We start from the raw sequence: 22,140 nt of genomic DNA, 5'->3' as shown, positions 1-22,140 counted from the left end.
CTGGGCATAATAATTAATAAGAGTGTGCCATGGATGATTTAGTTGGGTTAGCCGTCATAGTAATACTGGTTGTAGTTGCCGGTGCTATTTGCGGCTTAATAGCGCTAGTGCAGTTAAATGGATTAAAACAAGAAGTTGCTGTTTTAAGAGCCAAAATAACACATCTACAAACACATAAATCGATATCGCAAAGAGAACCTCAAAGTGAAGCATCTACTGCTCAGGCAGCGCTTTCAAGGTCTGAGCCAATTGCTCATAAAACACAGCCAAACTTAACGTCCCAAAGCGTGTCGCCACCTGTAATAAATCAGCCATCAGCGCCTCCTAAAAAAGCCAAACCAGCTGAAGCATCAGCCATAGAATTACTATTTAATAAATTACGCGCAGGGTTTGAGCAAAACTGGATGACCTGGATAGGCGCAATAGCGCTTGCGTTTGGTGGCATATTTTTAGCTAAATACAGCCTAGAAGCTGGATTATTATCGCCTGTAATGAGGCTGAGCTTAGGCGGCTTATTTGGGCTTGGCTTAATTGCAGCTGCGGCTTATTTACACCATAAACGTATTATATTTGAAGGCTTTAATAATTACATACCCGCAGCGCTTGCAAGCGGCGGGTTTATTACCTGTTTTGCTTTAACGCTTTTAGCCTACAGTAGCTACGATATGCTTAGCCCTACCGTGGCATTTTTTACACTGGCAGTTATTGCAATTAGCGCAAGTGCTATGGCGCTTAGGTTAGGCCCATTATTAGCGGTATTAGGTATTATTGGCGCTTATAGTGTACCAATATGGGTTAGCACTGGCAGTGGTAACTTGTTTGCATTATTTATGTATGTTGGCTTTGTAAGTTTGTCAGCCGCGTTAGTTGCACATAAAGTACAGCGAGCTTGGTTGTGGTATTTATTATGGGCAGGGCATATTGGTTGGTATTTAGTTGGTTTTACATTACTTAAAATTAATACCGTTTGGTTAATGGGAACGTTTGCTCTACTGAGTATTATTGGGTTAATTGCTATACCGCGATTGGGTCTAAAACTGAATGTTATTGAACATCGCCCGCACAGTTTAAAACGCTTAATTAAAGTGCTTCCAGATCATGCATTATTACTCGCCTTTATGGCGCCCTTAATATTTACCATGCTAATAAGTCACTTTGATATGCAGTGGCAAACAATCGGCGTGTTGAGTATTGTTTTGGTGTTGTTTTTAGTCCTTAAAAATAGCCGTTGGGATATTTGGCAGGGTGTAGCGTTAGTTATTTCAACGCTATTGGTGATAGGCGCTGAACGCACGCATCTTTCGCCAAACCTATTTGATGACGCACTCTTTATATTCAAAAATGAGTATGGTTTGGGTTTATTTCTCGGATTGTTACTTACCGCTTTTGGGCTTTATTACGGTAAAAAACAGATTAAGCGTTTAGCGTTTCATATTACGGGGGCATTTAGTGTATTTGTAATGATAGCGACTTTATATACGCTTATTCCTAATTTTGCGTTAAGTACTGCATATCCACTTTGGGCCGTTGTATTGTTTGTAGTGGCAGCTATTTTAATAAAGCTCGCGCAACATAATACAACGCTATTTCAGCGTTTTACTTGTTGGGTAGGCGCTAATGCCAATATTACGTTAGCAATTACCATGCTACTAAGTGACAGCGGCCTAACCATTGCTCTTGCTGTACAAGTATTACTTATAAGCGTACTTATTAAACGCTATAGCGTGCCTATGCCACATTGGCCTATAAAAGCCTTGGTTGCTGCGTTATTACTGCGCCTTACGCTTTCACCTTGGACGCCAAGTTACGATGCACTCACGGTATTTGGTTTGCATTGGAGCATTGTGGTTTATCCGTTATGTATTGCGTTATTTTTTGCCGCAGCTAAGTGCTTTGACTCATCAAAACTGAAAATATGGCTCGAAGGTGCAGCGCTTCATTGTTTAGCACTTTTTATTACCACCGAAACAAGTTATCAGTTAGTAGGGCATTATCCGCAATTTGATTCACTTAACTTTTACGAACAAATACTCCTTACCTGTAACTGGCTGGCATTAGGGTGTGTGTATTTACACAGAGCAAAACTTGCCGGTACTTTAGCTAAGTTATACCAAGTGGCGGGCTTTGCACTTGTAGGGTTAGCAGGGCTTTTTGCTATTAAAACACTGCTTGACGACAACCCATTATTTGAATCACTTTACATAGGTGAGCTGCCAATATTTAACTGGTTATTACTATTGTGGTTAGTACCTGCAGGATTAACGCTTTGGCTGGCCAAGCTTGTAAAACCAATAAACGCTAAAGCTACGCCATTTATATTGGCTGTTGCGGGTGGGTTTATATTATTGGCAATAAACAGCTTTATTCGCCAATACTGGCAAGGGCCTTATATTTACTTATCAAAAGGTGCAAGTAATGCAGAGCTTTATAGCTACTCTGTTATTTGGTTAGTAATGGGGGCGGGTACTGTTATTTTTGGTCATTTAAAAAACCAGTTATTAATACAAAAAGTAGGCTTAGGCTTACTAGCTGCAGTTATTGTTAAAGTGTTTTTAATTGATATGGCTAACTTGGAGGGCTTACTTAAAGCGCTTTCGTTTATTGGATTAGGACTTTCGTTGGTGGGATTAAGTTGGTTGTTCCAAAAGCTTAGAAGCCGAGTAAATCCAGTTTAACTTTATAAACACTTTATAAAGCAAAGCCCAGTGAAGATACTGGGCTTTTTGTTTTACGCTATTACTTGATAGCTTTTAACTAGAATACTTTTAACTAGATCACTTTTTACTAGAACACTTTTTGCTCGCTTATTATGTACTGTGATTAAGCAGTGCCTTTAGTTTGCCCGGTTTAATTGGTTTACTTAAATAATGAATATTAGCAGCTTTGGTTTCTTGTTTAAGTTCTGTGTCGCGCACTGCGGTAATTAAAATAGCGGGTACCTGGCTTTGCCAAATTTCGCGCAGGGTTTTAATTAGCGTTATGCCATCGCAGTCATTGCCTAATTGGTAGTCCATTAAAATAACATCGGGTGCACCGTTTTGCTTAGCGTGCGCCAGTACATTATTTACATTATCAAATAGCGTGTAATTAGCTTGCCACTTTTTAAGTAAGCTTGCCATTGCAGCTAGGTTTTCAGGGTCGTCGTCTACGGCAACAATATTAATTGCTGCACGGTTTTCTATTAGGCTGTTTGTCGTACTTTTTTGTTGCACAAACTGCTCGTCGCCATAAGGTACTTCAATGCTAAAACGGCTACCTTTATTAGGCTCAGAATGCACATCAAGCGGCAAACTTAATAAGTCAGCCATACGTTTTACAACACCTAAGCCTAAGCCTACGCCTTTGTTATCGCCCGACTCAACACGGTAAAAGTCGTTAAATATTTTAGCTTGCTCTACTTCGCTAATACCAGGGCCTGTATCCCATACTTCTATTCGTAAATTGTGCTTTCGGTTCCTACAGGCAATTAATACACGGCCATTATCGGTGTATTTAACTGCATTAGAGACCAAGTTTTGAATAATTCGGCGCAAATAGGTTATATCGCTATGCACAATTTGCTGGTGTGAACGCACACTAAGCTTAAGGCCTTTATCACTTGATAAAATAGCGTATTCACTTTGCAATGGCGCTAAAATATCTTCAATATAAAAGTGGCGAGGAGTTGGGGTCATAGCGCCTTGTTCTAGCTTGGCTATTTCAAGTAGTGCCGACATTAAATGCACGGTTGAATCGAGACTGTCGCCTAATTTTTCAAAACTGTTTTGGTTAGTGCTGTCGAGTTGCTTTTCGTCAATCGCAGCAAGGTATAAACGTGCTGCGTTTAACGGCTGTAAAATGTCGTGGCTCGCCAGTGCTAGAAAGCGCGTTTTACTGTCGTTGGCTTGCTCTGCTTCTCGTTTGGCTAAAGTAAGTGCTTGCTCGGTTTGTACACGGCTATCTATTTGAGCTTGTAAGTCTCTATTAATGGTTTGCACTTCTTGAGTTCGCGCTTCTATGCGGTTTTCAAGATCCATGTTTACTTCTTCAAGCGCATTTTGCGTACTTATGTGATTGGTAATATCCGAAAAGCTGGTAACAAATCCGCCATCGGGCAGCGGATTACCAATCATTTCGTATACTTGGCCATTACGACGGTGGCGAATAAAGTGATGCGAGCTACCGTATTTTAAATGCTGCACACGTTTTTCTACTTGGCGTTCTATTTCGCCAGGGCCACATTCACCACGGTTAGCGTTGTATCTAATAATATCTTCTATGGGTTGGCCTACTTCTAAAAATCCTTCAGGGTAGCCGAACATTTCGCTGTAGCGTTTATTCCAAGCTACTAGCTTTAAATCTTTATCGACAACCGAAATACCATGGCTTAAATTTTCGAGTGAGGTAAATAACAGATTTTGATTAAATTGCAGCGCTTGTGTGGTTTCGTCAAAAAAGTTTACAACTTCTTCAAACGCCATACGCTTACCCGACGATACCGTATGTATTAACGCTTGTGCGGAAGATGCGCCCAGCACGCCTGTTAACGCGCGTTCGCAGTAGGCTATAAATTCAGGCTCTGGGTGTGCGTTGTTATCGCTCAAGTGATGGGCGAGCGCGTAATGCGCCAATACTTGTTGGCTGCGCTGAATACCTAAAAAGGTTTGCAGTAGTATTTTAAAGTCGTAAACAGTGGCTTTTACGTCTTTATTTAAGCGCCTTGATAAAATAGCCTGATCTTTAGGGTTAACAAAAGCAGCTGCCTGAATCTTATCAATTAAGCGCTCCTCAGCCCCAAGTGAAAAACTAATATAACACCCAATATTGGCAAACAAAGCTATCAAGGTTCCGCGTGTTATAAGCGTTTGTTGTAGCTCGCTATCAAGCGTTGCTCCGGCATCGAGTATTGGCAGCATTAAAAATAGTACCCAGCAAATAAAGCCCGCTACTAAACCTGCATAAACCCCATAAGCATGGCCTTTTCGCCAGTATAAACCGCCCACAATAGCGGGTAATAATTGAGTAACAAGTGAAAAAGCAACTAAGCCCATACTTGCCAGTGCGCTGCTATGGCCAAACCATTGCTGATAGAAATAGGCCAAAATTAATATGCCTGCAATAGCAAAGCGCCTTACAAGTAAAATTCGAGACTTATAACTGGTAGTAATTAAGTTGCGTTTAAATTTACGACGTAGCATTAGGGGTAATACCACATCGTTTGAAATCATCGTGCTTAATGTAAGCGTTGCTACCACTATCATTGCGGTGGCGGCCGATAAACCACCTATAAATACAAAGGTGGTTAAAAAGGCGTTGTCGTTAATTAACGGTAGGGCAAGTACAAAGCTATCTGGCGAATAGCCGCTGCCAATTTCAGGATGAATAGCCGCAGTCGCAATAGGTAAAATCATTGCGGCAGTTAATAATAAATACAGCGGAAAAGCCCAGCGAGCGGTAAGTAAGTGGCGTTTGTTTTGGTTGTCGACCACGGTTACATGAAACTGGCGTGGTAAACATATAATAGCCGCCGCAGCCATTAAAGACTGGCCAATAAAGTTAAAGCTAAAAAAGTTAAAGTCGCTCCAATGGGCCCAAATCGACTCGGTTACTTTATTTGAAGTAGGCTCTGGCATATTAAATAAGGTGTAAACAGCAAGGCCTGCTACAGCAATAAGTGCAATAAGTTTAATCATCGATTCAAACGCGACAGCAAGCATTAACCCAGAGCGATACTCTGTTACGTCCACTTTGCGGGTACCAAAAAATATTGCAAATAAGGCCATAATTAATGTGGCAGAAAGCGCGAGCATATCGCCTGATATTTTATTACTGTTTTGCAAAAGTAAAAAGCTGGTACTAAGCGCTTTTAATTGCAGTGCAATATAGGGAATAGTCGCGAGTAAGGCGATTACAGTAACCATAATCGCGGTAGTTTGGCGTTTGCCGTAACGAGCTGAAATAAAGTCAGCAATAGTGGTTATGTTTTGTTTTTTGCTTACCAGTACCAGCTTACGTAAAAACCCTTGGCCGAATAAAAACAGCAGCGCAGGGCCCAATAATATTGGCAAATAACTCCAACTGCTGGTGGCGGCTGTACCCACTGAGCCGTAGTAAGTCCAAGAGGTACAGTAAATCCCAAGTGAGAGTGAATACACAAAAGGGTGATGGCTAATACGCTTTGCCAAAGGGGTTGTTTTATCGCCCCAATTAGCGAGCCAAAACAGCACACCTATATAACTTAAAGCAACAATAATGAGTACGGCAGTCATGTTGTTATTAAACCTTATTATTTTAAATAGTCCCTCAACCCTATGAGGGATTAACACAATACCAGAACTGAGGTTAAGTGTGAGGCTTGAATTTAAAATAAAACTTTCATTTTATTTCTATCTTATTGAATATTAATAACAAAAATAAAATCATCTCAAGCATTAGACTAATGTCGCATTAATAACCAACTTACCAATTTAATAGTAAAGCCAATTCAAAAAATTAAGCTAACCAATTGAAATAAAATGAAAATGTATAAAGTACGTTTGAATGATAAATACAGTTTACGTAAACGTTAACAAGCTGTTACGACTATGGTCTCAATTCAATATGTAACCAGCGTTGCTAAATTGGTAAGCGAAGATAAAAAACCACTCATCGCGATATTGCGGTGCTTAAAGGGGAAAACAAAAATGGCTTTTAAAGATGAAGAACAAGCAAAAGCTTATTGGGCAGAAAACATTTCGCTGTTATTTAAACTATTAGCAGTGTGGTTTATCGTGTCTTTCGGCTTTGGCATATTACTGGTTGATGTACTTAATGAAGTGCGTTTTTTTGGGTTTAAACTTGGCTTCTGGTTCGCCCAGCAAGGCGCGATTTATACCTTTGTTGCTTTGATTTTTGTGTACGTTTTCAAAATGAATACGTTAGATAAAAAATACGGCGTAGACGAATAGGAGCTAAGCAATGGATGTTCAAACACTCACGTTTATAATTGTTGGTTTAAGCTTTGCGCTTTATATCGGCATAGCAATTTGGGCCCGTGCGGGTTCAACTAAAGAGTTTTATGTAGCAGGTGGCGGCGTACCTCCTCTTGCTAATGGTATGGCAACGGCTGCCGATTGGATGAGCGCCGCGTCGTTTATTTCAATGGCGGGTATTATTTCGTTTGCAGGTTACGATGGCAGCGTTTACTTAATGGGGTGGACAGGTGGTTATGTACTATTAGCCATGTGTTTAGCGCCTTACTTACGTAAATTCGGCAAGTTTACTGTTCCTGACTTTATTGGCGACCGTTACTATTCACGCACCGCGCGTTTAGTAGCAATTGTATGTGCCATATTCATTTGTTTTACTTACATTGCAGGGCAAATGCGTGGTGTAGGCGTCGTATTTTCACGCTTTTTAGAAGTAGAAATTGAAACCGGTGTTTACATTGGTATGGTGATTGTATTCTTTTATGCGGTACTTGGCGGCATGAAAGGCATTACCTACACACAAGTAGCGCAGTATTGTGTACTTGTATTTGCCTACCTTGTACCAGCCATTTTTATCTCGATGATGATGACGGGTCACTTCTTCCCACAAACCGGTTTTGGTGCCACATTAATTGGCAGCGATGGCGTGTATGTACTTGATAAACTAGACGGCTTAAGCGCTGAACTTGGTTTTGCGCAATATACCGAAGGCTCTAAGAGCATGATTGACGTGTTCGCTATTACTGGCGCGTTAATGGTAGGTACTGCTGGTTTACCACACGTAATTGTTCGCTTTTTCACTGTACCTCGTGTAAAAGACACGCGTATTTCTGCAGCATGGACACTTGTGTTCATCGCGATTGTTTATACTACAGCCCCTGCGGTTGCAGCCTTTGCTCGCGTAAACATGGTTGATACTATTAATGGTAAAGACGGTAGCGGTACAGCTTACGCAGAAGCACCAGGATGGATTAAAAACTGGGAACGCACAGGTTTAATTACATTTGATGATAAAAACGGCGATGGCAAAATGTTCTACACGGCGGGTAAAATCACCGATCCGAACAGTGCTAACGAAGTAAATGTAGACCGCGACATTATGGTATTAGCAAATCCAGAAATTGCTAATTTACCAGCATGGGTAATCGCACTTGTAGCTGCCGGTGGTATTGCCGCTGCATTGTCTACAACAGCAGGTTTACTATTGGTTATTTCGACCTCCGTTTCGCACGATTTACTCAAGCGAACTCTCAAGCCCGATATTACCGACAAGCAAGAGTTACTTGCAGCGAGGTTGGCAGCCATGGTCGCTATTGTTATCTCCGCGTACTTTGGTATTAACCCGCCTGGATTTGTGGCATCGGTAGTGGCATTTGCATTCGGCTTGGCGGCAGCGAGTTTCTTCCCAGCAATTATTATGGGTATATTCTCTAAAACAATGAACCGAGAGGGCGCAATTGCAGGCATGGTAACGGGTATTGGCTTTACCGCTGCGTATATAATCTTCTTCAAGTTTGTAAGCCCAGAGCTAAACAGTCCTGAACATTGGTTTTTAGGTATTTCGCCTGAAGGTATTGGCTTAATTGGTATGATTATTAACTTTGCAGTTGCTGCAGTTGTTCTTAAATTTACTCAACCAACACCTGTTGAAATTCAAGAAATGGTAGAAGGTATTCGTAACCCTAAAGGGTCTGCAGAAGCGCACGACCACTAGGCTACAATTTATAGATATAGTTTAGAAAACATAAAGCACCAAAAGCCCGACTTTAGTCGGGCTTTTTATTTGTGTAATAAATAAGTACATTAGATTGGTACATCACCATTTAAGAGCGAATACAATGAGTGTAGAACAACAAGAAATAGCCCAATACGTTTGTTTGCAAGCGCCTTTTACACTGCTTGATAGCAGCGCATACGAATACTTTGTAAATCATCTTGATATTATTTACCTCACCCGCGAAAACCAAACTCAGTGGTTACAAAGTGAAAACCCTAAACTGTTTTTAATTCGCTCTGGTTTGTATGACCTAGTTGATGGTAAGGGCGATGTTGTTACACGCTTGGCGCAAGGTGACTACTTTGGTTTTCCGTCGCTGTTAACCGGTGAGGCAATTCAAAATAGGTTGGAAGTACAAAAAGAGGGCATAGTGTATATGCTCTCTCAAACGCACTTTGATTTTTTACGCAGAGAATATAAATCGTTTGAGCAATACTTTGTACGCGCTCATGCTAACCGGTTGTTGTCATCGCATTATAAAAGTAAAAACGATAGTTGGTCTGAACGTAAAATATCAGAGCTGATGACCCGCACCGCCATTACGCTTTCGCCCGATGCAAGTATTAGGCAAAGCGCTAAAAAAATGAAAGAGCATGGTGTGTCGTCAATAATGATAACGCAGCACGCGCACTTAGTAGGGGTGGTAACCGACCGCGATTTACGTAATCGAGTACTTGCCGACGAGGTAGATCCACAAGACGCAGTAAGCAGTATTATGACCGCCAAACCTAAGTTTATATTTGAAAATAACCGGGTGTTTTCGGCGCTGCACTTAATGCTTAAATACAATATTCATCATTTGCCCGTGCTTGACGAAAACCATAACCCTATAGGGATGATAACCAGCACCGATTTACTGCGCCAACAAAAAAGCGACCCCGTACAGCTTATTGGGCGCATATATAAAGCGCATACTGTTACTGATTTAAAACGCTACGCTAAAGAAATTCCCGAACTTTTGCGTGGTTTTTCGTACAACATTGACGACATATCGCTCATTGGTAAATTACTCAGTGGTTTAACCGATGCGCTTACATCGCGCCTTATTCACTTATTTCAAGAAGAGCATGGCGCAGCGCCAACCAGCTTTAGTTTTATTTGCTTTGGCTCGCAAGCACGCGAAGAACAAACCCTGCATTCTGATCAAGATAACGGCTTATTACTCCCTAACGACTTAACCCCCGAACAACACGCTTACTTTAAAAGCATGGGAGAGTTTGTATGTGAAAACTTAGTTGAGTGCGGCATTAGGCGTTGCCCAGGTAATATTATGGCAAGCAGCGATGAGTGCCGAATGAGCGTAAACGACTGGAGCGAGCGCTTTTTTAAATGGATAAAAAGCCCCACACCTGATGCAATGCTTAACTGTAAAATATTTTTTGACCTGCGATTTATTGAAGGTTCAAATGCTTTATATACCGCTTTTTGCGAGCAATTAATTCGTATATCGCGTAACGACTTATTTTATGCCGCAATGGCAACCGACATAAGTAGCAACAGCGTGCCAATTGGTTTATTTAATAAATTTAAAACCGAAAAAACAGATCAAAATAATAAATACATAGATTTAAAAAAACGCGGTGTCGTAATTATAAATGACATAGTGCGGTTATACGCTTTAAAAGCGGGTATTAGGCGCGCCAACACGCAAGAGCGGTTGGACGCACTACTAAAACATAACCTGATCAGCAAAGAAGATATATACAACCTAAAAGACTGCTGGCGGTTCTTAACGCAGCTTCGCTTGAGTACACAAATAAACGAAGAAGGCTTACCGAGTAATTGTATTAATCCTAATAAATTAAACTCACTAGAACGCCATCAACTAAAAGAAGCGTTTTACCTTGTTAAACAAGCGCAGCAAGCCGCCGCGTTTAAGTTTGCTCGCGGCAGTTTATAACGATGGATTACTAACATGGTAAAAAAGCTGCTCACTCGGTATTTAAAGCGCCGTAAATTACTAGGTAAAAATGCCTTACAACAACGTTATTTGGTGATTGATTTAGAGCTCACTGGGCTTGATGCAAAACAGCACGAAATTGTATCGGTAGCGTGGGTGATAATAGATAACCAATGTATAAAAATGAGCGAGTCGCAGCACCTTATAAATAAAGACGTAAAAAGCCTTGAGCAAAGTCCTGTTTTTCATGGAATTAGCGACGATGCTATAACAAAAGGACAGAGCTTGTGCAGTATATTAACGCAATTGAGCTGCCATTTTAGCGACTGTATTTTAGTGTTTCATAATGCCATGCTCGATTGGGGGTTTTTAAAAATAGCGCTTAAAAATGCCAATATAACTATACGCCCTAAACTCATAATCGACACACTCCATATTGAACAAAAGCGCTTACTTCATCATTCAACTGAAATAAAACAAGATGATTTAACCCTAAATGCCTGTCGCACACGTTATGAGTTACCGAGCTATCATTGCCATCATGCCCTTACTGACGCACAAGCGACCGCCGAGTTACTGCTAGCCCAGTGCCATCAAATAAGCCGTGGCAAAGAGTTGCAGTTGAGGTCAATAATTTAACAAAACTACAGCATTTACTAATTACTTTGTTAAGATAAGAATTTTAAAAGGATTTATTATGGTAATTGAAGCCGCCAGTAAGTATTACAACCAGTTAAACAATGACCTTAAAGCAGTTAAAAAATACATTCATAATAATTTTGGTGTGTTTCTTACTATTCTTTACTTACTGGGTAGTTTGTCAGGTGTCGTGTATCTTTACGTTTTACTTAATAACTTCTCGATTGATGTATTCAACTTTATTGAAATAAGTGACTTTTTACTGGCACTGATTTCAAATCCTTTACTTATTACTCTTTATACTACGCTCATCGTTATAACTGCTATTTATTTCAATTGGCGCTCAGGACACACACCAGACCCTAGTAAAAAAAACATTTTAAAAAGACTTTATTATGGCTTTTGTTACCCGTACTATTTATTAAAACCTAGTTATACAGCGGTATTATTTTTAGCACTTATAATACCTACATACCCTACTATATTGGCGCATTTTCATAGTAAAGATATAGTAAACGAAAAAACAATGAGTTATCACTTATCATTAAATTATCCAATTGCTCAGAGTAAAGTAACTCAACTTAAAAATGTTCAAATAGTAGCCTCAACAATTGGGAATTTATTTGTTTATGATAATAAACAAGATAAGTTACTTATTATTTCACAAGAAAATATTTCAGCATTAATACCTAACCTACACCAAGAAAAAACGATTAAGCCAAAGTCAAAAGCTGCATCAAGCACACAGTAATTAAACATTCGCAGAAATACTATTGACTGTTATTTATTAACGCATAACTCAGCATGGCACTTTATTCAGGGCAAATTATGAAACTCATTACCACTATTTTTCTAACCTTATTTCCTCTTATCACTTTTGCCAATTCAAGCTTACCTACAAGCCGTCAAATTTCGGTTCAAGGTACTGCAGAGGTGCTTGCCAATCCTGATATCGCTAAAATACTATTTCAAATTATAAGTATTAAAAACGAACCTTTAGCAGCTAAGAACGATCTTGATAATAAAGTTAATTTACTAATTGACGGACTAAATCAATTTGAAATAACTGCCGATGATGTAGTTGCCTCAAGTGTTAAAGTTGAAAAAACGGGTATGGATTACATTGAAACAGGGCATCAAGCTCCCGCTGAATACGCAGCTATAAGGACCTTTGAAGTAACACTAAAAAACATTGAAAGAGTGAATGACTTAAGTGATTTTTTATTGAATTTAAAAGTAAATGCGATTCAAAATACTGAGTTTTTATCTTCAAAAGCTGAGCTGTTACAGGCACAAGCCACACAACAAGCACTTAATAACGCAAAAGAAAAAGCAAATGTACTTGCTAAGTCCTTTGGTACAAAAGTGGGTGAAGTACGCACTATTAGCTCAACTCAAAAAAGCGTTTACAGTGGCTTTGGTGCAGCGGTTAAAAAAATAGATAGAGTAAATCCAATGAGCGATTCATTTCCTAAAGCTCGCAAAAATTATTTACAACAAACGATAAGCTTTAAATCATCAATAAACGTGGTGTTTGATTTAGAAGTAAATGATTAAGTTAGGGCGTGTTTTTCTTTCGATGTTGAATTTACAGCGGTATGTTTGGTATTAAAGCAAGGCAGAGCCTATGGTGTGTGGTTATTCCACATAAGTAGGCGATAACACAGCATAAATACTAAACATGCGCTGCCCTTTGGGTTCGTCCTAGGGACAATTCACTCTTTGTTGCTCGGTTTTTACTTAGCCCACTAGGTTTCAAACCTCGCGCCGCGATTAAATAGCCCCTAGATAGAACAAATTTAACCCTGAAAGGTCAACACGCCCCAAAATTTTCATTTCAAATACATTTTCATAATGTAAGCTGGCTTTAAGTTTTTGATTAATTTGAAGGTAGCCATATTATGAGCGATGAAAATAACACGTTAAAAGCACAAACTGAGGCAAAAATAGCCGCAGGGCGAAAAGGTAATCCTGATTTTATGAAAGGTGTTGATGAAACGATTGCACAAGCAAAAGAGTTTCAACAAGGTGCTAATGCACTTGATTTAAACCAAAGCGCACCAAGTTTTGAGTTACCAAATCAACATGGTCAATCGGTGCAGTTAACCGAGTTACTTGCTAAAGGGCCTGTGGTTGTTACTTTTTATCGTGGAAGCTGGTGTCCGTACTGCAATTTACAGCTCAAAGCGCTTCAAGCACGTTTACCTGAAATTCACGCATTAGGCGCACAATTGGTGGCTATTAGCCCGCAAGTACCCGATGGCTCACTTAGTGATGATGAAATAAGTAAAATGGATTTTTTAGTGCTGAGTGATCAAAATGCCGATGTAGCAGCAAGCTACGGCGTAGCATGGCAAGTACCCACATTTTTACTAGAGCATATGCGAGTAGACCGAGGCCTAGATTTAGAGTCGGTTAACAATGGCAATAGTAGTGTTTTACCGATCCCTGCCACCTTTGTTTTAGATAAACAAGGTAAAGTGACTTGGCGTTATGTTGATGTTGATTATCGTACTCGTTCTGAGCCAGAAGATATAATTAACGCATTGAAAAATTTAGTATAAAAAACTTAATTTAAAAAGTCAGAACCATCGAAGAGCTTGCAATGCGTAAGCTCTTTAACCTTAATTTAAAGTTTCTAATGCTACCCTCTTATAATAATGCTCAAGGTCGATTACAATACAGCCATCTAAAAGGCGTATTGCCTTTATCTGCACGCTAAAAGAGTGGATTTTATATTTCATGGCAATCAAACTTGCAATTAATGGTTTTGGTCGTATTGGTCGAAATATTGTCCGCGCGTTATACGAGTCTGGTTTGAGCGACGATATAAAAATTGTTGCGATTAACGAACTTGCTGATCCTGAAGCTATTGCTCATTTATTAAAATACGACACATCCCACGGTCGTTTTTCTTTTCCTGTAAAACTTGGTGAAGACACCATTAGTGTTGCAGGCGATACCATTGCACTTTTTTGTGAAGAAAACCCAATTGAATTACCTTGGCAAACGCTCGATGTAGACGTTGTACTTGAATGTACAGGTGTTTATCACTCGCGTGAACATGCGCAGTTACATATTACTGCAGGCGCTAAAAAGGTGTTGTTTTCGCATCCGGCTGATAACGATGTTGATGCTACGATTGTGTATGGCATTAACGACGATGAGCTTAAAAGCGAGCACACAATTGTGTCTAACGGCTCGTGTACAACTAACTGTGTTGTGCCGGTTATTAAAGTATTAGATGATGCATTTGGTATTGAGTCGGGCGCTATTACAACGATTCATGCGTCGATGAACGATCAACAAGTGATTGATGGTTATCATCATGATTTACGCCGTACTCGCGCTGCAAGCCAATCAATTATTCCAGTTGATACAAAGCTCGCCCGTGGTATAGACCGTATTTTACCTAAATTTAAAGGCCGTTTTGAAGCCATAGCCGTACGTGTACCGACTATAAATGTCACGGCAATGGATTTAAGTGTAACGGTTAATACCGATGTAGATTTAAACGCAGTAAATAACGCACTTAAAGCACAAGCAAAAGACCGCTTAGAAGGTATTTTAAGTTATACCGAAGAGCCGCTTGTGTCGGTTGATTTTAATCACGACCCACATTCTTGTATTATTGATGGCACACAAACACGTGTTAGTCACAAACGACTGATAAAGTTATTAGTATGGTGTGATAACGAATGGGGTTTTGCTAATCGTATGCTCGACACAGCGCGTGCTATGATGGCAGTGAATAAGTAATTTATTAATATAATAATTTTAAACGTATTTTTCAGGTTCAGTATCGTTAACTAAGGAGATGTTCATGTCGGTCATAAAAATGGCAGATTTAGATTTAAACGGCAAACGCGTATTAATTCGTGAAGATTTAAATGTACCAGTTAAAGCAGGTAAAGTGACGTCAGATGCGCGTATTCGTGCAGCACTACCTACTATTAAATTAGCGCTTGAGATGGGTGCTAAAGTAATGGTTATGTCACACCTTGGCCGTCCTACGGAAGGGGAATATGATGAAGCGTTTTCGCTAGCACCTGTCGCTGATTACTTAAACGATGCCCTTGAGCAAACTGTACGTTTAGAAAAAGATTATCTAAACGGTGTTGATATTGCTGATAACGAAGTGGTTGTTTTTGAAAATGTGCGCTTTAACAAAGGCGAGAAGAAAAACGACGAAGCGTTATCTAAGCAACTTGCAGCACTGTGTGATGTATATGTAATGGATGCATTTGGTACGGCTCACCGTGCGCAAGCATCTACGCATGGCGTTGGCTTATTTGCTGATGTGGCATGTGCAGGTCCATTGTTATCAGCTGAACTAGAAGCGTTAGGCAAAGCACTTGATAACCCAGCTCGTCCATTAGTGGCGATTGTTGGTGGTTCTAAAGTTTCAACTAAGCTAACCGTTTTAGATTCACTTTCTAAAATTGTTGACCAATTAGTTACCGGTGGCGGTATTGCAAATACCTTTATTGCTGCATCAGGTAGCCCAGTTGGTAAATCGCTTTACGAACCAGATTTAATGGATGAAGCTAACCGCTTATGTGCAGCAGCGATTGCTAATAATGGTGAAATTCCGGTACCGACTGACGTAGTTGTTGGTAATGAGTTTTCTGAATCTGCTGTAGCTACGCTTAAAGATGTAAGCGAAGTAACAAGCGACGATATGATTTTTGATATTGGTCCTGATACAGCGAGCAAGCTTGCAAAAATTATTGCAAATGCGGGCACTGTTGTATGGAATGGCCCTGTTGGCGTGTTCGAGTTTGACCAATTTGGTAATGGCACACGTGCTATTGCACAAGCAATTGCTAACTCAAATGCGTTTTCAATTGCTGGTGGTGGTGATACCTTAGCCGCAATTGATAAATACGGCATTGCCGATAAAGTTTCTTATATTTCTACTGGTGGTGGTGCGTTCTTAGAGTTTTTAGAAGGCAAAAAACTTCCAGCAGTTGAAATGCTAGAGTCGCGCGCTAAGTAATTTTAGTGGCGTAAGGTGAGGGGGTAATAGCTCTCACCGACAATTAATTATTAAATACCTCTCACCCTAATTTAATAGTTAATTTAGACGGAATATTACTGCAAAGCAGTGGTTTTTCGTGGCGTTGTTATAACGCCAAACTAACACATCCGTTCAAACTAGATGGTAGGGAACTACTGTCGATAAATTGGAGAATACCCAATGGCTTTAATCAGTATGCGACAACTTTTAGATCATGCAGCAGAGCATGGTTACGGCGTACCTGCTTTTAACGTTAACAATCAAGAGCAAATGCGCGCAATAATGGAAGCGGCTGACAAAACAAACAGCCCAGTAATCGTTCAGGGATCAGCTGGAGCACGTGCTTATGCTGGTGCTCCATTTATTCGTCATATGATTTTAGCAGCCGTTGAAGAATGGCCACATATTCCCGTTGTTATGCATCAAGATCACGGCACATCGCCAGGTGTATGTCAGCGTTCAATTCAGCTTGGTTTTTCATCAGTAATGATGGATGGCTCGTTAATGAGCGACGGTAAAACTCCTTCAAGCTACGAATACAATGTAGAAGTAACGCGCGAAACTGTTGCTATGGCTCATGCTTGTGGCGTATCGGTTGAAGGCGAGCTAGGTGTTCTTGGTTCACTTGAAACAGGTGAAGCTGGCGAAGAAGATGGTGTTGGCGCAGAAGGGTTACTAACCACTGAGCAAATGCTAACAGACCCTGAAGAAGCGGCTGACTTTGTAAATAAAACACATGTTGATGCACTTGCAATTGCCTGTGGTACTTCGCATGGAGCTTATAAATTTACTCGCCCACCAACAGATGACATTTTAGCGATTGACCGCATTAAAGCGATTCATGCACGTATTCCTAACACGCATTTAGTGATGCATGGTTCATCTTCAGTTCCTCAAGAATGGTTAGAAATTATTAATCAGTATGGTGGCGAAATTCCAGAAACTTATGGTGTGCCAGTTGAACAGATTGTTGAAGGCATTAAGTTTGGTGTTCGTAAGGTAAATATTGATACCGATTTACGTTTAGCATCTACCGGTGCAATTCGCCGTCATATGGCGTTAAACCCATCTAACTTCGATCCACGTAAATACTTAGCTGAAGCGACTAAAGCAATGACAGAGATTTGTGTTGCACGCTATAACTCGTTTGGTACTTCTGGTCAGGCTAGTAAAATTAAGCCAATTTCACTTGATGAAATGCACCTTAAATACTTAAGCGGCGAACTAGACCCTAAAATTAGATAATAGATCAATTTATAATTGATCATTATTAGGGCCTGTTTATCTTTCGAGGTTAAATTTGCAGCAGTATGTTTGGTATTTAGGCAAGGCAGAGCCTATGCAGTGTGGTTATTCCCCATAAATAGGCGATAACGTGGAATAAATGCCAAACATGCGCTGCCCGAAGGGTTCTGCCTAGGGGCAATTTACTCTTTGTTGCTCGGTTTTTACTTAGCCCGCTAGGTTACAAACCTCACGCCGCGATTAAATCGCCCCTAGATTGAACAAATTTTAATCCTGAAAGGTCAACAGGCCCTAAGCCAGTAACTTTGTTGCTGGCTTTTTTAATGTCAGCCCTTTTTATATTGCAGGTTACGGCTTCTATTGATCAGATCGCTGTACTATCAACGCCGTACTTTGGGATCACGCATTTACTAACACAGCCTTTTCGGATCATTACTTTACTAAGCCAAATACACTTTTTCGCTATTTTAGGCTCTGAGATAATTTGATCGTTATTTATTTGTATAAACAATCAACAACTTATGGCTTTGACTAGGTACAACTCTGATCTGAGAGTGGATCGGCTTGGTAAAAATCTGATCCTTTTTTTTGGGCTTAGTAAAATTTAGATCTATTTTTAAACGTATTGATTGTTACACAGGCGGGTTTGTTAATTTTAAAATAGCTTTAAAGTTACTTTTAAACGATCGATCTGTAAAAAAGTCTTGGTTAGTAAAACAATGATCCCAGTTAATTTTGTATTATTTAATGATTCAACTAGCGACAAAAAGCAGATAATTTCAAAAATTAGCTATTTTATAAATTTATCGTAAATCTCTTTTTATTACGTTAAATATTAAAAAGGTTTTAAAAATATGACGTTAATGAGGTTTTTTGTCACTAATTTGTGTTTTTTTTACCATCATTTTAATTTACACGTTACACTTTCATAAAAATGTCATACTTAGTCATAATAATGAAAACTAATTCGATAGCGTAAGAGATAAATTGGAATGTCACGTAAAGTACTAGTCGTAGATGACGAAGCTCCTATCAGGGAGATGTTGGTTTTTGTTTTAGAGCAAAATGGATTTCAAGCAATTGAAGCAGAAGATTACGACTCTGCTATTGCAGCTATGGTTGAACCTTACCCAGATATGGTTTTACTTGATTGGATGTTACCAGGTGGAAGCGGTATTCAAATTGCTAAAAAGTTTAAGCAAAACGAACACACCCGCCAAATCCCAATTATTATGCTTACAGCCCGTGGCGAAGAAGAAGACAAAGTACGCGGTCTTGAAGTAGGTGCTGACGATTACGTAACTAAGCCGTTTTCTCCTAAAGAGCTTATGGCGCGTATTAAAGCGGTTATTCGCCGTGTATCGCCAACCTCATTAGAAGAAGCTATTGAAGTACATGGCCTGCGTTTAGACCCTATTTCGCATCGTGTTACCTCAGAAGGTAACGAGCTTGATATGGGGCCAACCGAATTTAGATTACTGCACTTTTTTATGACTCACCCAGAGCGTGTTTATAGCCGTGAACAACTGCTTGATCATGTATGGGGAACTAATGTTTACGTAGAAGATCGCACGGTTGATGTGCACATTCGTCGTCTGCGTAAAGCAATTGGCCCACTTGGACATGACCGTTTGGTGCAAACTGTACGTGGTGCTGGATATCGTTTTTCAAGTAAGCTGTGATCAGCTTAAAGCTTAGCTAATGTATGAAATACGCATGTATTACTACTCTAAGGTAAAGTGAGTGTATGTATCGAGTTGTTAATAAGCAGGCGTTAGTAAAGCGCCTGTTTATCTATTTTTTACCCTTACTATTAATTGGTGTGCTGGTTGGCGCGCCATTTTTGCTTTTATTTTTAGGATCTTTTTCCCTCCTTATTTGGCACTACCATCAACTTTATCGTTTGAGCGATTGGCTACTTAATCAACGTAGCTTTAATCCACCTGAGGGCGAGGGTGCATGGGAGCAAGTGTTTGAAGGTATTTATCATCTACAGCACCGTAATCGTAAAAAACGTAATGAGCTTGCTGATTTAATTCGTCGCTTTCGCGATGGAGCTGAAGCAGTACCTGATGCGGTAGTGGTACTGCAAAACGATTTAAGTATTGTGTGGTGTAATCAATTAGCCCTTAAAGTGCTTGGTTTGCAGTGGCCAACCGATCATGGTCAGCGTCTTGATAATTTAATTCGCGAACCTAAGTTTGCTAAATACATGCACAAAGGTGAATTTGACGACGCGCTTGAGCTGGATAACGGCCATAGCATTGAGCAAGTACTAGAATTTAGGGTAATGCCTTATGCAAGCACGCAACTTATGGTTGTTGTGCGTGATGTAACGCGATTAAAACAGCTAGAACAGATGCGTAAAGACTTTGTAGCCAATGTGTCACACGAACTACGTACACCGCTTACAGTGGTTACTGGCTATCTTGAGATGATGGATGGCGACATGATGCCGCCGCCAGCAATGTGGAACAAAGCGCAAAATACTATGCTTGAACAATGCAAGCGCATGGATAGCTTAGTCAGCCAATTACTATCGCTTTCGCGTATTGAAGGTGCTCGTCGCCAAGATAACGATAAAGCCATAAACGTACCGCAATTACTTGGTTATATTCACACTGAGGCAAACTCAATTAATCAAGACAAAGGCCATGAGCTTATTTTTAATATTGATAAAACCCTTGATATTAAAGGCTCTGAGGATGAACTGCGTAGTGCGTTTTCTAATTTAGTATTTAACGCCATTCATTACACTAAACCCGGTGGCAAAGTGGAAGTGTGTTGGCAGCGCAAAAACAATAAAGCGTGTTTTAGTGTTACCGATAATGGTGATGGTATTGCGCCAGAGCATATTAACCGTTTAACTGAGCGTTTTTATCGTGTTGATAAAGCCCGCAGCAGAACAACAGGTGGCTCAGGTTTAGGGCTTGCGATTACAAAACATGTACTAACGCGCCACGATAGTAAATTAAATATTAGCAGTGAAGTTAACAAAGGTTCGTGTTTTTCTTTCGAATTTTCAATAGATAAGATAGTTTCGCTAGCTAAGTAATTAGGCTGAAAAGCAAAGTCATAAAAGTGTCATTTAAGAGTAATGTAACTGTCATGTACTCACTTTAGAGTGGGCAGCAGTTAGAAAATGGGACGAACAAACCGGAGAACCCTACATGAAATTTAAAAACTTAGTTGCCGCAATGGGTGTGGCTGTTACAACTTTCGTATCTGCACAAGCAGTTGCTTTAGATCAAGATATTCCTGAGTATCAAAAAATTAGTGGTGTTTCAGGTAACTTCTCATCAGTAGGTTCTGACACTTTAGCCAACATGATGACGTTCTGGGCTGAAGAGTACAAACGTATTTACCCAAATGTAAATATTCAAATTCAAGCGGCAGGTTCTTCTACTGCACCACCGGCACTTACCGAAGGTACAGCTAACCTAGGTCCAATGAGCCGTAAAATGAAATCTAAAGAAATCGAAGCGTTCGAAAAACGTTACGGTTACAAGCCAACAGAAGTTCGCGTAGCTATTGATGCACTTGCTGTATTTGTACATAAAGATAACCCAATTGAAGGTCTTCGTATTGACCAAGTAGATGCTATTTTTTCATCTACTCGTAAATGTGGCGCACCAGAGCAAGTTAATCGTTGGAGCGATGTCGGCCTAACAGGCGATTGGGCTGCTAAAGACGTTCAGCTTTATGGACGTAACTCAGTGTCAGGTACTTATGGCTACTTTAAAAAGAAAGCACTGTGTAAAGGTGATTTCCGTAATAACGTAAATGAGCAACCGGGTTCTGCATCAGTAGTACAGTCAATTTCATCTTCATTAAATGCAATTGGTTACTCTGGTATCGGTTATAAAACATCGGGCGTGCGTACAGTACCGCTTGCTAAAAAAGGCGATAACTTTGTTGATGCAACACTTGATAACGTTGCGCAAGGTAAATACCCGCTATCGCGCTTTTTATATGTTTATGTGAATAAACACCCGAATAAGCCACTATCACCTATGGAAGAACAATTTTTAAGAATGGTACTTTCAAAAGATGGTCAGCAAATTGTAGAAAAAGATGGTTATGTACCACTTTCTGCAAAGCTAGTAAAAACAGAACTTAAAAAGCTTGGTTTGAACTAATACCAATTGCATTAAATTAGTGAGTTATTATAGCGATAAGAAAATAGCGCAATAACAAGGCTAAAATTATGATACATAGTTGTTCTATATAAATAATTTTTAACGTAGTTAGTGAGTTATTTAATACGCTAGAATGGTCATGTTTTTAATAAAATTGGTATGATAAACCATAGGCAATAAAAAACCGCTCACTGAGCGGTTTTTTTGTGCCTAAAACTAAAAATTTTAAGGAATTAAATATTACCTAATTTTTCGGCTTGTACTTTACATTGATTATAGCTCTCAACACATTTTCCAGAGCATACTTGTTGCTTTAAGCCCTCAGCAGTTGTTTGCTGTTCACATGTACTTTCGCATTGGTAATTTTGTTGAGCACACTGATTCATTTCAGGGTTTTCAACTTGGTTTTGGCAACCTACTAATAGTGCAAAAGTAAGGGCGACTACGCTTGTTTTTATTAAAGTGTGCATGCT

General features: G+C 39.8%; 16 protein-coding genes. 14 read left to right on the top strand and 2 right to left on the bottom strand.

Annotation, left to right across the window (positions count from 1 at the left end; all coding sequences use genetic code 11):
* Positions 1-29: 29 nt before the first annotated feature.
* The gene (locus I6E82_RS12295; RefSeq protein WP_197118016.1) at positions 30-2,675 is read left to right on the top strand and encodes a DUF2339 domain-containing protein; all 2,646 of its coding nucleotides are present in this window, start codon (positions 30-32) and stop codon (positions 2,673-2,675) included.
* 132 nt (positions 2,676-2,807) lie between these two features.
* On the opposite strand, the gene I6E82_RS12290 is transcribed toward I6E82_RS12295, so the two are convergent.
* Positions 2,808-6,248 carry a PAS domain-containing hybrid sensor histidine kinase/response regulator gene (locus I6E82_RS12290; RefSeq protein WP_197118015.1) on the bottom strand — a complete coding sequence of 1,147 codons (3,441 nt, stop codon included), beginning with the start codon at positions 6,246-6,248 and terminating at the stop codon, positions 2,808-2,810.
* A gap of 414 nt (positions 6,249-6,662) precedes the next feature.
* On the opposite strand from I6E82_RS12290, the gene I6E82_RS12285 reads away from it, so the two are divergent.
* From I6E82_RS12285 to I6E82_RS12225, 13 genes are all read left to right on the top strand, one after another.
* On the top strand, positions 6,663-6,926 hold the full coding sequence (locus tag I6E82_RS12285; protein WP_007377498.1) for a DUF4212 domain-containing protein: 264 nt from the start codon (positions 6,663-6,665) through the stop codon (positions 6,924-6,926).
* A gap of 10 nt (positions 6,927-6,936) precedes the next feature.
* On the top strand, positions 6,937-8,661 hold the full coding sequence (locus I6E82_RS12280) for a sodium:solute symporter family protein (RefSeq protein WP_197118014.1): 1,725 nt from the start codon (positions 6,937-6,939) through the stop codon (positions 8,659-8,661).
* A 124-nt stretch (positions 8,662-8,785) separates the two neighbouring features.
* The gene (locus I6E82_RS12275) at positions 8,786-10,624 is read left to right on the top strand and encodes a DUF294 nucleotidyltransferase-like domain-containing protein (protein ID WP_197118013.1); all 1,839 of its coding nucleotides are present in this window, start codon (positions 8,786-8,788) and stop codon (positions 10,622-10,624) included.
* A gap of 15 nt (positions 10,625-10,639) precedes the next feature.
* Complete coding sequence (locus I6E82_RS12270; RefSeq protein WP_197118012.1) at positions 10,640-11,263, top strand: 3'-5' exonuclease; 624 nt, start codon at positions 10,640-10,642, stop codon at positions 11,261-11,263.
* A 58-nt stretch (positions 11,264-11,321) separates the two neighbouring features.
* Positions 11,322-12,014 (top strand): hypothetical protein, encoded by a 693-nt coding sequence (locus I6E82_RS12265; RefSeq protein WP_197118011.1) that lies wholly within the window; start codon positions 11,322-11,324, stop codon positions 12,012-12,014.
* A 77-nt stretch (positions 12,015-12,091) separates the two neighbouring features.
* Positions 12,092-12,820: an SIMPL domain-containing protein gene (locus tag I6E82_RS12260; RefSeq protein ID WP_197118010.1), complete on the top strand. Its 729-nt coding sequence runs from the start codon at positions 12,092-12,094 to the stop codon at positions 12,818-12,820.
* 344 nt (positions 12,821-13,164) lie between these two features.
* Complete coding sequence (locus I6E82_RS12255) at positions 13,165-13,827, top strand: peroxiredoxin-like family protein (protein WP_197118009.1); 663 nt, start codon at positions 13,165-13,167, stop codon at positions 13,825-13,827.
* Positions 13,828-14,005: 178 nt separating this feature from the next.
* The gene (gene epd, locus I6E82_RS12250) at positions 14,006-15,022 is read left to right on the top strand and encodes an erythrose-4-phosphate dehydrogenase (RefSeq protein WP_002961528.1); all 1,017 of its coding nucleotides are present in this window, start codon (positions 14,006-14,008) and stop codon (positions 15,020-15,022) included.
* Positions 15,023-15,086: 64 nt separating this feature from the next.
* A complete protein-coding gene (locus I6E82_RS12245; protein ID WP_007587175.1) occupies positions 15,087-16,262 on the top strand; it encodes a phosphoglycerate kinase in 1,176 nt (391 codons plus the stop codon).
* Between the two features lie 201 nt (positions 16,263-16,463).
* A complete protein-coding gene (gene fba, locus I6E82_RS12240; RefSeq protein ID WP_007587174.1) occupies positions 16,464-17,528 on the top strand; it encodes a class II fructose-bisphosphate aldolase in 1,065 nt (354 codons plus the stop codon).
* Positions 17,529-18,520: 992 nt separating this feature from the next.
* Positions 18,521-19,210 carry a phosphate regulon transcriptional regulator PhoB gene (gene phoB / locus I6E82_RS12235; protein ID WP_006791869.1) on the top strand — a complete coding sequence of 230 codons (690 nt, stop codon included), beginning with the start codon at positions 18,521-18,523 and terminating at the stop codon, positions 19,208-19,210.
* Positions 19,211-19,275: 65 nt separating this feature from the next.
* On the top strand, positions 19,276-20,583 hold the full coding sequence (gene phoR / locus I6E82_RS12230; RefSeq protein WP_007587170.1) for a phosphate regulon sensor histidine kinase PhoR: 1,308 nt from the start codon (positions 19,276-19,278) through the stop codon (positions 20,581-20,583).
* A 115-nt stretch (positions 20,584-20,698) separates the two neighbouring features.
* A complete protein-coding gene (locus I6E82_RS12225; RefSeq protein WP_010554592.1) occupies positions 20,699-21,667 on the top strand; it encodes a PstS family phosphate ABC transporter substrate-binding protein in 969 nt (322 codons plus the stop codon).
* A 233-nt stretch (positions 21,668-21,900) separates the two neighbouring features.
* Here the strand turns inward: I6E82_RS12225 and I6E82_RS12220 are convergent, their stop codons facing one another.
* Positions 21,901-22,137 carry a hypothetical protein gene (locus tag I6E82_RS12220; protein WP_165722050.1) on the bottom strand — a complete coding sequence of 79 codons (237 nt, stop codon included), beginning with the start codon at positions 22,135-22,137 and terminating at the stop codon, positions 21,901-21,903.
* Positions 22,138-22,140: the final 3 nt, after the last annotated feature.

It is taken from the genome of Pseudoalteromonas sp. NZS11 (assembly GCF_015864765.1).
In the GTDB taxonomy this organism is placed as follows: Bacteria; Pseudomonadota; Gammaproteobacteria; order Enterobacterales; family Alteromonadaceae; genus Pseudoalteromonas; species Pseudoalteromonas arctica.
Note: the sequence above shows the minus strand (reverse complement) of the source record. Positions and strands in the feature narration are given on the sequence as shown.

What these genes read in the sequence shown, in the direction of transcription:
- I6E82_RS12280 (WP_197118014.1), top strand. Translation starts at nt 6,937, where the DNA reads ATGGATGTTCAAACACTCACGTTTATAATTGTTGGTTTAAGCTTTGCG.
- I6E82_RS12260 (WP_197118010.1), top strand. Translation starts at nt 12,092, where the DNA reads ATGAAACTCATTACCACTATTTTTCTAACCTTATTTCCTCTTATCACT.
- epd (WP_002961528.1), top strand. Translation starts at nt 14,006, where the DNA reads ATGGCAATCAAACTTGCAATTAATGGTTTTGGTCGTATTGGTCGAAAT.
- I6E82_RS12290 (WP_197118015.1), bottom strand. Translation starts at nt 6,248, where the DNA reads ATGACTGCCGTACTCATTATTGTTGCTTTAAGTTATATAGGTGTGCTG.
- I6E82_RS12225 (WP_010554592.1), top strand. Translation starts at nt 20,699, where the DNA reads ATGAAATTTAAAAACTTAGTTGCCGCAATGGGTGTGGCTGTTACAACT.
- I6E82_RS12295 (WP_197118016.1), top strand. Translation starts at nt 30, where the DNA reads ATGGATGATTTAGTTGGGTTAGCCGTCATAGTAATACTGGTTGTAGTT.
- I6E82_RS12265 (WP_197118011.1), top strand. Translation starts at nt 11,322, where the DNA reads ATGGTAATTGAAGCCGCCAGTAAGTATTACAACCAGTTAAACAATGAC.
- I6E82_RS12275 (WP_197118013.1), top strand. Translation starts at nt 8,786, where the DNA reads ATGAGTGTAGAACAACAAGAAATAGCCCAATACGTTTGTTTGCAAGCG.
- I6E82_RS12220 (WP_165722050.1), bottom strand. Translation starts at nt 22,137, where the DNA reads ATGCACACTTTAATAAAAACAAGCGTAGTCGCCCTTACTTTTGCACTA.
- I6E82_RS12270 (WP_197118012.1), top strand. Translation starts at nt 10,640, where the DNA reads ATGGTAAAAAAGCTGCTCACTCGGTATTTAAAGCGCCGTAAATTACTA.
- I6E82_RS12245 (WP_007587175.1), top strand. Translation starts at nt 15,087, where the DNA reads ATGTCGGTCATAAAAATGGCAGATTTAGATTTAAACGGCAAACGCGTA.
- I6E82_RS12255 (WP_197118009.1), top strand. Translation starts at nt 13,165, where the DNA reads ATGAGCGATGAAAATAACACGTTAAAAGCACAAACTGAGGCAAAAATA.
- phoR (WP_007587170.1), top strand. Translation starts at nt 19,276, where the DNA reads ATGTATCGAGTTGTTAATAAGCAGGCGTTAGTAAAGCGCCTGTTTATC.
- I6E82_RS12285 (WP_007377498.1), top strand. Translation starts at nt 6,663, where the DNA reads ATGGCTTTTAAAGATGAAGAACAAGCAAAAGCTTATTGGGCAGAAAAC.
- phoB (WP_006791869.1), top strand. Translation starts at nt 18,521, where the DNA reads ATGTCACGTAAAGTACTAGTCGTAGATGACGAAGCTCCTATCAGGGAG.
- fba (WP_007587174.1), top strand. Translation starts at nt 16,464, where the DNA reads ATGGCTTTAATCAGTATGCGACAACTTTTAGATCATGCAGCAGAGCAT.